Here is a 10,491-nt window from a genome sequence, read left to right as displayed (position 1 = left end):
GTCCACCGTGAGGATCAAGGCCGTGCACCCGGCGGACTCCGCATGTGCGAGCAGTTCGGCCGTCACTCCCCGGTCCCGGAGCCAGTACAGCTGGACCGCCCGCCGATGAACGCGCTGGACGTCGCCGTCCAGGACCGCATCAAGGAGCTGGCCGAGGAGGCCGCCCGCCGCGAGGACATCCGCGCGGTGGTGCTGTACGGCGGGGAGAAGGTGTTCGCGGCGGGCGCGGACATCAAGGAGATGCAGGCGATGGACCACACCGCGATGGTCCTGCGCTCGCGCGCCCTTCAGGACTCCTTCACGGCCGTGGCCCGCATCCCCAAGCCCGTGGTGGCGGCCGTCACCGGCTACGCCCTGGGCGGCGGCTGCGAGCTCGCGCTGTGCGCGGACTACCGCATCGCGGCGGACAACGCCAAGCTCGGCCAGCCGGAGATCCTGCTCGGCCTGATCCCGGGCGCGGGCGGCACCCAGCGCCTGGCCCGTCTGATCGGCCCCTCCCGGGCCAAGGACCTGATCTTCACGGGCCGCATGGTGAAGGCCGAGGAGGCGCTGGCGCTGGGCCTGGTGGACCGGGTCGTCCCGGCCGCCGAGGTCTACCCGCAGGCGCACGCCTGGGCGGCGAAGCTGGCCCAGGGCCCGGCGCTCGCGCTGCGCGCGGCGAAGGAGTCGGTCGACGCCGGCCTGGAGACGGACATCGAGACCGGACTGGCCGTGGAACGCACCTGGTTCGCGGGTCTGTTCGCCACCGAGGACCGCGAGCGCGGCATGCGCAGCTTCGTGGAGGAAGGGCCCGGCAAGGCCAAGTTCCAGTGACGGCGCGCCGGACGCAGGGTGAGGTTCCGGTGAGAACGTCCCGGTGAAACCGGCTCGGTGAAACTCACCCGAACCGCTTGCAATTGACGCTGTGTCTGATCCCGGGTCCCTCGATGGGGCGGTTTATGGAAACCTTAAACAAGCCTTAAGCCCGCCTTGTCGAGGTGGCCTGTCGATTGCCTCGGATCTTGCCTCCGGCGCAGGTCGGAGGGGCTGTCGCGGACACCGAACTGCCGCTGGCATATGCCGACCGAATCGGGCGGAATATTGTGTTCCGGGGGGCCTATTCCTCCAGAACGACCCCGGAGGGCCCTACGGGCGGCCATGATGGGGGGCATGGCGGGGCTGGAGGGCATCGAACAGCCGCGGGGACAGGGCCGTCCGACGGCGGCGCGCTGGTCGCCTGCGGTCGAGGACGAACGAGCACTGAAGGCCCTGGAGCTGTTCGGCAATCCGACGGATGCGGAGGTCCCGCTGCCGTCCCGCCCCGAGTCCGCCGCGACGGCACGCCGGCTGGCCCAGGTGGTGGTCCTGCGCCAGTGGGGCCTGACCCCCAAGATGGCCGAGGACGCGGTCCTGCTGGTCTCCGAACTCGTCGGCAACGCCGTACGCCACACCGGCGCCCGCGTCTTCGGCTTACGGATGCGCCGCCGCCGCGGCTGGATCCGGGTCGAGGTCCGCGACCCCTCCCGGGGCCTGCCCTGTCTGATGCCGGTCCAGGAGACGGACATCAGCGGCCGGGGCCTGTTCCTCGTCGACAAGCTCTCCGACCGCTGGGGGGTCGACCTCCTGCCGCGCGGCAAGACGACCTGGTTCGAGATGCGAGTGACCGAACGCTGAGGCCCCGACGCCCGCTTCGGCCCGGGCGACTGGTTCGGCCCGGGTGACCCCCGGCCCAGGCGGCGACCTGGGTGGCCCGTCGGCCTGGGCCCGTCGGCCTGTGTGGCCTGTCGGCCCGGGTGGCCCGTCGGCCCGGCGATCCGGGTGGCCCGACGGACCGGGCGGTCGGGTGGCAGGGTGTCCCTCCCGTGGCCGGCCGGCCGGCCGCCCGTGCCGGCAGCCGGCGACCCGTACCGGTGGCCGGTGGAGGAAATCTCTCCTTTTCTTACAATGCACCCTTTAAATGGTGCGGATGACTCATACCGACCGTCGCACGGCACTGCGGGCGGGCGCCGGGCTCGTGGCCGGCGGAACACTGGCCGCCGGATGCGCCACGACCGGTGCCGCAGCCCACCCCGCCCCGGCCAGCACCACTCCCACGGGCGCCGTGCCCGCGCGCCCCGCCTCCGCACGCGCCGCCACCCCCGACCCGGCCGTCGCCCCGGCCCCGCGCCGCCTGCCCGGCCAGCCCTCCGAGCTCACCCACGGACCGCGCACCCGGCCCCGCGTGGCCCTCACCTTCCACGGCCAGGGCGACCCGGCCATCGCCCGCTCCCTGCTCACCGCGGCCGAGAAACGCGGCGCCCGGCTGACCGTTCTCGCCGTCGGCACCTGGCTCGACGACCACCCCGACATCGCCCGCCGCATCCTCGACGGCGGTCACGACCTCGGCAACCACACCCACCGCCACCTGGACATCAACGCGATGTCCGAGTCCGCGGCGCGGGCCGAGATCCAGGCCTGCGCCGACCGGCTCAAGCGCCTCACCGGCTCCATCGGCACCTGGTTCCGCCCCTCCCGCTCCCCGCGCGCCTCGCCGCTCGTCGAACGGCTGGCGGCCCGCGCCGGATACCCGCACGTCCTCTCCTACGACGTCGACTCCCTCGACTTCACCCAGCCCGGCGCGGCCGTCGTCACCCGCAAGGTGCTCGGCGAGATCCGCAACGGATCCGTGGTCAGCCTGCACTTCGGCTACCCGGGCACGGTCGCCGCGCTCCCCGCCGTACTCGACGAACTCGGCCGCCGCGGACTGCACGCGGTCACCACCACGGAGCTGTTCAGCTGATGCACGCGAAACCGCTCGGGCGCGCCCTCCTGACCGCCGCCGCCCTCGCCTCCGTCACCCTTCTCGCCGCCTGCGGCTCCGGCTCCGGGGACCAGGCGCACGAGAGCGCCGCCACCAAGGCCGCGGAGATCCGGCAGCCCCGGGCCAAGCAGCAGGCCGACGACCGGAACCTGCCCGGCATGCCCCCCGTCCTCGACCCGAACGACGTCTACGCCGCCGACCGCCCGAACCAGCTCTCCCCGGTGGTCAAGGACTTCCCCTCCCGCGTCTACGTCCCCAACACCCAGTCCGACACCGTCACCGTCATCGACCCGAAGACGTACCGGGTCATCGGAACGATCCCGGTCGGCCACCAGCCCCAGCACGTCGTGCCCTCCTGGGACCTGAAGACCCTGTGGGTCAACAACGACCTCGGCAACACCCTCACCCCCATCGACCCCAGGACCGGCAAGGCGGGCAAGCCCGTCGAGGTGCACGACCCGTACAACCTCTACTTCACGCCCGACGGCAAGTACGCCGTCGTCATGGCCTCCCAGGACCGCGAACTCGTCTTCCGCGACCCCCACACCATGAAGCGGATCAAGTCCCTGCCGGTGACCTGCTACGGCGTCAACCACGCCGACTTCTCCACCGACGGCCGGTACTTCATCGTCTCCTGCGAGTTCAGCGGCGAACTGCTCAAGGTCGACACCGCGAAGATGAAGGTGATCGGGCAGGAGAAGCTCCCCTACCGGGGCGCGATGCCGCAGGACGTCAAGATCTCCCCGGACGGCAAGACCTTCTACATCGCCGACATGAAGGCCGACGGCGTGTGGGTCCTGGACGGCGACCGGTTCACCCGGCCGACCCTGCTGCCCACCGGCAAGGGCTGCCACGGCCTGTACGTCAGCCGCGACTCCCGCGAGATGTACATCTCCAACCGCGGCGAGGGCACCGTCTCCGTCTTCGACTTCACGCAGAAGCGGCTGACCACGAAGTGGCACCTGCCGCAGGGCGGCAGCCCCGACATGGGCGGCGTCTCCGCCGACGGCAAGGTGCTGTGGCTGTCGGGCCGGTACAACTCCGAGGTGTACGCCATCGACACCCGTACCGGCCGGCAACTGGCCCGCATCAAGGTCGGCCACGGCCCGCACGGCCTCGCGGTCTACCCCCAGCCCGGCCGCTACTCGCTCGGCCACACCGGGGTCTTCCGCTGACACCGGGCCCGCCGGCGGGCGCCCGGGGCCGTCAGCGGGACCCCAGCAGCGCCTCCGACCCCACCGGAACGTAACCGGCCGCCTGGAACGCCCGCAGACTGCGGGCGTTGCCCGGCGAGACCTGGGCCCACACCGGCTCGCCCCCGCCCAGCTGCCGCGCCGCCGTCACCAGACGCCGGCCCAGCCCCCGGTGCCGCAGCCCCTCGGCCACCTCGACCGCCACCTCCAGCCGCCCCGCGACCCCGCGCCCCAGCACCAGCACGCCCCCCTCGGCGGTCCACACGCGCACGTCGTCCCGGCGCCGGCGGGAGGTGACGACCCGGGGATGGTCCGGGTCCTCGATCTCGGTGAGGGGCGGCGCCGGCTCGCCCGGCAGCGGGGGGCCCACCAGGAGCAGGTCGATCGTGTCGTGGCGACGGCCCGTGCGCTCCAGCAGCGCCGCCAGGAACCGGGCGTTCATGGGCGCCGCGAGCGCGTCGCAGTCCATCGCGGCCAGCGTCTCGCGCACCCACCGCGGATCCTCGTCGGTGAAGACCACGGAGTGCGCGGTGAAGGCGATGACCCCGGCGTCCCGGGGGCAGTGCTGGGGCACCACCGTGGTGGCGCCGTCCGCCGCGGGGAACACACCCCGGGCCGCCGCATCCAGAATGTCCCGCAGGTTCCGCGTCATCGCGTCCCCTTTCCCCGCTTGAGTCTCCACCCACTGGAAGGCCCAGACTCGCAGACATGATCGAAGACGGCACCGGCCTTTTCACCATCGGTGAGCTGGCCCGAGCGACCGGCCTGAGCGTGCGCACCATCCGCTACTGGTCCGACGAGGGCGCCCTGCCCCCGGTGGGCCGCTCCGCGGGCGGCTACCGCCTCTACGACGCCGCGTCCGTGGCCCGCCTGGAACTGGTCCGCACCCTGCGCGAACTGGGCCTCGGGCTGAGCGACGTCCACCGGGTGCTGACCGGTGAGACGACCGTCGCCCAGGTCGCGGCCGCGCATGTGAAGGCGCTGGACGCGCAGATCCGGTCACTGCGGGTGACCCGCGCGGTGCTGTCGACCGTGGCGCGACGCGGCTCGACCGCCGAGGAGATGACCCTGATGAACAAACTGGCGCGGCTGTCGGCCGCCGAACGCAGACGGATCGTCGAGGACTTCATGACGGAGATCTTCGAGGGGATCGACACGGCCGACCCCGACATCCGCAGCAGGCTGCGGTTCGCCGCGGCGGAGCTGCCCGAGGACCCCACGCCCGAGCAGGTGGACGCCTGGGTGGAGCTCGCCGAGCTGATCCAGGACCCGGACTTCCGTGCCCTGATGCGGCAGATGATCGAGTTCAACGCGGCGGACCGGGGGCCGGACGTGCCGCCGGGCACCTCCCTGTGGTTCATGAGCCGGCTCGTCCAGCTCGCCGGACAGGCGCTGCGCCGGGGGATCGCGCCGGAGGCGCCGGAGGCCGAGGACGTGCTGCGCGAGGTGCTCGGCGACGCCGACCGGGCCGCGGTCCTGGAGCGGCTGAGCGCGGCCGCGAATGAGCGGGTCGCCCGCTACCGCGAGCTGTCGGCCGTCGTGAACGGTGTCGCATGCCCGTCGGCGCACCGGGAGGAGTTCGCCTGGGTGGTCGCTGCGCTGCGCGTTCGCGCGGGCCGTTAATCTGACCTGCGTCAGGACGACAGCAAGGTATGACGAAAAGGGGCGGACCGATGGCCGACATCGAGGAAGCACGCAAGGAGTTCCAGCGGATCGACACGGACGGTGACGGCTTCATCACCGCCGCCGAGTTCAAGGTCGCCCTCGCCCAGGGTGGCGACTGGAACGTCACGGAGTCGGTCGCGGAGGCCATCATCAAGACCCGTGACCTCAACGGCGACAAGGTTCTGTCGTTCGACGAGTTCTGGACCTACCTCAGCAAGTGACGCGAGGAGAAGGGGCGCCCGGCCGGCTCGCCGGCGGGCGCCCCTTCGTCGTGTCCGGCCGACCGCGCCCCGTGCGCCCGGTCGCGCGGCCCGCGGTCCCGCAGGCGCCGGACCCCGCTCAGTCGCCCGCGGCCCACTCGCGCAGCTCGTCGCGGTCGGCGAAGTCCGCCACGTCCCGGTCGTGCGGGTCGTCCGTGTACTGGTGGAAGAGCCACTTCGCCTTGATCCGCGGTTTGCCCGCGGTCACGTAGTCCGCGATCCACAGGCCGTCACCGGCGTACGAGGTGGTGTCGATGTTCAGCCAGAAGTTCCGGTTGCAGTACAGGACGACCCGGTGGTCCGGCCGCAGGTCCTTCACCCGGCGGATGAACCGGTCCTTCTCCGCGTTGCTCGCGTGGGTGCCGTCACCGGTCGTCTCCCAGTCGACGGCGAGGATGTCACCCGCCCGCTCCGGGGCGTTGGCGACGAAGTAGGCCGCCTGGGCGTTGATGTTGCCGGGCCACAGGAAGTGGTAGAAGCCCACGACCAGTCCGGCGTCGCGGCCGCACTTGGTCTGGGCGGTGAGCCTGGGGTTGACGTAGGAACGGCCCTCCGACGCCTTGACGAAGACGAAGGAGAGGCCGTCCGTGTCGTACGAGGTGGGCTGGTACGCACTCACGTCGATGCCGCGCAGCATGTGAGGGACTCCCTTGACTGCCGGTGGGGGGACAGGAGTTGGAGTTGATTTATGCCCCGTTTCGGCACGTTCGATCCCTCACCGGAGGCTGCGGTTCAGCCCCGGGCGGCCACCGATCCGAGCACCGTCGCGGACTTCGTCGACCAGTCCGAGGTGATGACGCTCGCGTGGTCCGCGGCGAGCAGCGACAGCCGGGCCGCCACCTCCGCGTCCGTGGGCGCGGTCGACGAGATGGCCGGTGACACCCCGGCCGCGTCCGTCATGATCAGGACGTAGTGGTTCGCCGAGTAGAACGAGGTGTCGTAGCCGTTGTTCACATAGGTCGCCGCGTCACCGTCGAAGAACACGAACCAGGGCCGGATGGAGGCGTCGTAGCGGCCGGTGCGCGGGTCGCCGTTCTCCGCGCCGAGCGCCGCGGGGAAGGCCTGCGCCGCGGAGAGGGTGCCGGCCGCGGCGAGGTCGCGCAGGTGGTCGCCGTACTCCTGGTCCGTCCAGTAGTGGTCGAAGGGGTTCGCCTGCTCCACGGTGCCGGGGATCAGCTCGAAGAGCACCTTGCCCTTGAGGGCGTCCCGGGAGGGCCACGCGTCGGCCTTCGCGGCCGCGTCCGCCGTCGGGTACGTCCCGCCCAGCAGGTCCGACGGCTTGTAGACCATGCTGCCCAGCTTCTGCGCGACCAGGGTGTCGAATTCGTCGGGGCCGAGACCGATGGTGTTGTTGAATCCGTTCTTCATCTCCACCTTGAAGATGATCGGGCGGTGGTCCGGGTGGAGTTGGTGCCAGGCCGCTATGTTGTCGAGGCAGCTGCCGAGATCCTGATTGCGGCTCTGCCCGTACAGCTGGCCGGGGCTGGTGGCCTTCTCGCAGTTGTTGTCGTTGCCGAACGGATTGCTGTGGCTGACCCGCCACTTCTTGAACAGCGGGTCGGTGTAGACGTCGAGTTCGAGGAGCGAGGCCCCCGAATCCAACGCCTGCGCGAAGTATGTGTACTTGTCCTTCTCGTAGGCGTTGTGCGTGCCGATCGCCGTCGTCCCCGAGAGGGTCGCCGAGGCCGCCTCGGCATGGGCCGGGACCACCGTCAGCATCGCCGCCGCACCCAGCAGCGCGGCCACTCGTCTCACCGTGCGCATGTGTCAAGTCCCCTTGCTCGTCGTGGAGTTGACGGCAGCCTAGGGGGACGGGATTACTGCGCGGTAGCCTCCGGCGGAACTCCGCTCGCCCGCGTTCGGGACGGCGCGTGGGACGGCATGCGGGACGACGCGTCGGGCGGTGCGCGGGACGGCGGAACACGGCGGGATGCAACCGTCGGCGCAATTCACTGGTCTGTTGCAGCGTCGAATTCCGTCGGCCGGACGCAGGGAACGAAGTGAAGACGCCATTCCGTGAGGTCCGGGGTGCCGGGCCCGCGATCGAGAAGACCTCCAGGACACCGCACCCGGTGCGGCTCGACATCCAGGGACTGCGCGCCGTGGCGGTGTCCCTGGTCGTCCTGTCCCACGCCGGCGTAAGGGGGTTCAGCGGCGGTTATGTCGGCGTCGATGTCTTTTTCGTCATCTCGGGTTTCCTCATCACCTCTTTGTTGTTACGCGAATTGTCGACCACGGGTGCCATATCGATCCGGAAGTTCTATGCCCGCCGGGCCCTGCGGCTGCTCCCCGCCTCGACCCTCGTCGTTCTCGCGACCCTGGCCGGCTCCTGGCTGTTCCTGTCGAAGGTCCGCTTCGAGGAGTACGCCGGCGACGCGGTGGCCAGCGCGCTGTACGCGGTCAACATCCGGCTGGCCGGCGGCGGCACCGACTACCTCGCCGAGGGAAGTCCCCCCTCGCCGTTCCAGCACTTCTGGTCGCTGGCCGTCGAGGAGCAGTTCTATCTGCTCTGGCCGCTGTTGCTGCTGGCCGGCTGGCGACTGGCGGCCCGCCGCCGCCGGGGGCCGGCGCTGCCGCTCGTCGTGGGCTGCCTCGTCTCCTTCTGGCTGAGCGTCGAGGTGACGGCGTCCTCGGCACCCTGGGCGTACTTCGGTTCGCACACCCGCTTCTGGGAGCTCGGTGCCGGCGCCCTGCTCGCCCTGGCCGCCGAGCGGCTCACGCGACTGCCCGCCGTGGCCGCCGCACCCCTGACCTGGGCCGGGCCGGCCTGTGTCGTCCTGGCGGCGGTCCGCTTCGACACCGCCACCCCCTTCCCCGGCCACCACGCGCTGCTGCCGGTCCTGGGGGCCTGGCTCGTCCTGGCCGGCGGCTGCGCACCCGCGCGCGGCGACGCCAGGCTGCTGCTGGCCACCCGGCCCCTGGTCCGGCTCGGCGGGCTGTCGTACGGCTGGTACCTGTGGCACTGGCCGGTGCTGGTCATCGTGCCCGAGGCGCTGGGCCGCCCGCTGGGGGGCGCGTGGGCGCTCGGGCTCTGTCTGCTCGCGCTGCCCCTGGCCTGGGCGACCCTGCGCCTGGTGGAGAACCCCGTACGGTTCCACCCGGCGCTGCGGGGCCGGCCGGGCCGCGCGCTGGCGCTCGGGGGCGGGCTGTCGGCGGGCGCCGCGGTGCTCGCCCTGACGGCGTCCCTGTTCCCGCCGTCGGTCGACTCCGGCCGGGACGCGGTCGACTCCCGGTACGAGATCGCGGCCGCGGCGGATCCGGCGCTGCGGCCGCGGCAGCTGCTCGGGACGTCCGGCACGAGCCTGCCGGGCAACCTCCGGCCCGCCCTGGCCGACATCAAGGACACGAGGTCCGCGCTCTACCGGGACGGCTGCCACGTGGGCTACGACAGCACCCGGATCCCGTCGTGCGTGTACGGGGACCGCGCCTCGGACCGGGTCGTCGTGCTCTTCGGCGACTCCCACGCGGCCCAGTGGTTCCCGGCGCTGGACCGGCTCGCACGGGACCACCGCTGGAAGCTGGTGACGCTGACGAAGTCGTCGTGCAAGGCCGCCGCGGTGACCACCGTCCGCGGCGGCCGGCCGTACAGCTCCTGCGACATCTGGCGCGACCGGGCGATCGCCAGGAGCAGGGCCCTGCGGCCCGCGCTGGTGATCGTCTCGTCCTCGGACGCGGGCACCCCCGTCCGTCCGGCGGCCGACCCGGTCCGGCAGTGGAGCGACGGCTTCCGTACGACCTTCGACGCGCTCGCGGCGTCCGGGGCCCGGGTCGCCGTACTGCTCGACACGCCCTGGCCGAGGACGGACGCGGTCGACTGCGCGGCCCGCTACCCGCTGCGCCTGGACCGGTGCGCGAACCGGCTTCCCGAGGCGATCCGCGACCCGTCCCGGCGGCGGGCGGTCACGGACGCGGCCCGCTGGGCCCACGCCACGCTGATCGACCCCGTGCCCTGGCTGTGCACCCCGGCCGGCACCTGCCCGGTCCTGGTGGGCGACATCCTCGCCTACCGGGACGACAGCCACCTGTCCGAGGCCTACGCCGAAGCCCTCGCCCCCGTCCTGGCCCCCCACCTGACCCCAGCCCTGCGCCCCGACCCGGCAAGGATCCGCTGCCCGAACTGCATGCAACTGACGAAGGGAGTGCGGGAAATTGAACGAGGTTCCCGAGGACGAGCTCGATTTCGACGAGGACCTCGTCCATACGTACCGAGGGGCCCCGTTCACGGGGGTCGGGTACGAGGAGTCGGGTGGCCGTCGAATCTCCGCTGTGAGCTATGTGAACGGCAAGCAGGAGGGCTGTGCCCGGAGTTGGGACGAGAAGGGCGGCCTGCGGGAGGAGACTCAGTACCGGGACAACGTCCTGCACGGAAGCCACGTGGTCTATGACGAGGCCGGCATCCTGCGGTCGGAAGAGCGCTACGAGTACGGAATCCTGCTCTCCCGGGCCGAACGGAACGAGGACGGCGAGGTTTCGAGTGTCTTCGCACTGGATGAGACGGATCCGCAGTGGCGGACGCTGGCTTCGTTCCGCCGCAAGTTCGGCTGGCCGCCGCCCGTCGTGGATTGACTGTGGCGCCCGCCCGGAACGGGAGAGG

At 71.7% G+C, this 10,491-nt stretch carries 12 protein-coding genes; 8 read left to right on the top strand and 4 right to left on the bottom strand.

Going from position 1 to position 10,491, the window contains the following annotated elements; genetic code table 11:
* A partial coding sequence (locus tag ABT085_RS02640; protein WP_351600850.1) for a hypothetical protein occupies positions 1-66 on the bottom strand: 66 nt, incomplete at its 3' end.
* On the opposite strand from ABT085_RS02640, the gene ABT085_RS02635 reads away from it, so the two are divergent.
* The 4 genes from ABT085_RS02635 to ABT085_RS02620 all read left to right on the top strand — a co-directional run bounded on the left by ABT085_RS02635 (position 43) and on the right by ABT085_RS02620 (position 3,954).
* On the top strand, positions 43-813 hold the full coding sequence (locus ABT085_RS02635) for an enoyl-CoA hydratase/isomerase family protein (RefSeq protein WP_351600847.1): 771 nt from the start codon (positions 43-45) through the stop codon (positions 811-813). The genes ABT085_RS02640 and ABT085_RS02635 overlap by 24 nt on opposite strands.
* Before the next feature lie 336 nt (positions 814-1,149).
* Positions 1,150-1,653 carry an ATP-binding protein gene (locus ABT085_RS02630; RefSeq protein ID WP_351600830.1) on the top strand — a complete coding sequence of 168 codons (504 nt, stop codon included), beginning with the start codon at positions 1,150-1,152 and terminating at the stop codon, positions 1,651-1,653.
* 283 nt (positions 1,654-1,936) lie between these two features.
* On the top strand, positions 1,937-2,758 hold the full coding sequence (locus tag ABT085_RS02625; protein WP_351600827.1) for a polysaccharide deacetylase family protein: 822 nt from the start codon (positions 1,937-1,939) through the stop codon (positions 2,756-2,758).
* Complete coding sequence (locus ABT085_RS02620; protein ID WP_351600824.1) at positions 2,758-3,954, top strand: YncE family protein; 1,197 nt, start codon at positions 2,758-2,760, stop codon at positions 3,952-3,954. The genes ABT085_RS02625 and ABT085_RS02620 overlap by 1 nt, the downstream gene beginning before the upstream one ends.
* A gap of 31 nt (positions 3,955-3,985) precedes the next feature.
* On the opposite strand, the gene ABT085_RS02615 is transcribed toward ABT085_RS02620, so the two are convergent.
* Positions 3,986-4,624, bottom strand: coding sequence for a GNAT family N-acetyltransferase (locus ABT085_RS02615; RefSeq protein WP_351600821.1), 639 nt, complete (start codon positions 4,622-4,624; stop codon positions 3,986-3,988).
* Positions 4,625-4,680: 56 nt separating this feature from the next.
* Between ABT085_RS02615 and ABT085_RS02610 the strand changes: the two genes are divergently transcribed.
* Positions 4,681-5,595, top strand: coding sequence for a helix-turn-helix domain-containing protein (locus tag ABT085_RS02610; protein ID WP_351600818.1), 915 nt, complete (start codon positions 4,681-4,683; stop codon positions 5,593-5,595).
* A 50-nt stretch (positions 5,596-5,645) separates the two neighbouring features.
* On the top strand, positions 5,646-5,858 hold the full coding sequence (locus ABT085_RS02605) for an EF-hand domain-containing protein (RefSeq protein WP_351600815.1): 213 nt from the start codon (positions 5,646-5,648) through the stop codon (positions 5,856-5,858).
* Between the two features lie 118 nt (positions 5,859-5,976).
* Here ABT085_RS02605 and ABT085_RS02600 read toward each other — a convergent pair whose 3' ends face one another.
* Complete coding sequence (locus tag ABT085_RS02600; protein ID WP_351600812.1) at positions 5,977-6,534, bottom strand: glycoside hydrolase family 25 protein; 558 nt, start codon at positions 6,532-6,534, stop codon at positions 5,977-5,979.
* A 95-nt stretch (positions 6,535-6,629) separates the two neighbouring features.
* Complete coding sequence (locus ABT085_RS02595) at positions 6,630-7,661, bottom strand: phosphatidylinositol-specific phospholipase C domain-containing protein (RefSeq protein WP_351600805.1); 1,032 nt, start codon at positions 7,659-7,661, stop codon at positions 6,630-6,632.
* Between the two features lie 236 nt (positions 7,662-7,897).
* Between ABT085_RS02595 and ABT085_RS02590 the strand changes: the two genes are divergently transcribed.
* Both ABT085_RS02590 and ABT085_RS02585 read left to right on the top strand, forming a co-directional pair.
* Positions 7,898-10,282, top strand: coding sequence for an acyltransferase family protein (locus tag ABT085_RS02590; RefSeq protein WP_351600802.1), 2,385 nt, complete (start codon positions 7,898-7,900; stop codon positions 10,280-10,282).
* Positions 10,272-10,463, top strand: coding sequence for a hypothetical protein (locus tag ABT085_RS02585; protein ID WP_351600798.1), 192 nt, complete (start codon positions 10,272-10,274; stop codon positions 10,461-10,463). Before ABT085_RS02590 ends, ABT085_RS02585 begins: the two co-directional genes overlap by 11 nt.
* The last annotated feature ends 28 nt before the right edge of the window (positions 10,464-10,491 follow it).

Source organism: Streptomyces sp. NPDC002265, assembly GCF_040296125.1.
Classification (GTDB): Bacteria; Actinomycetota; Actinomycetes; order Streptomycetales; family Streptomycetaceae; genus Streptomyces.
This window is presented reverse-complemented; position numbering and strand designations above follow the sequence as displayed.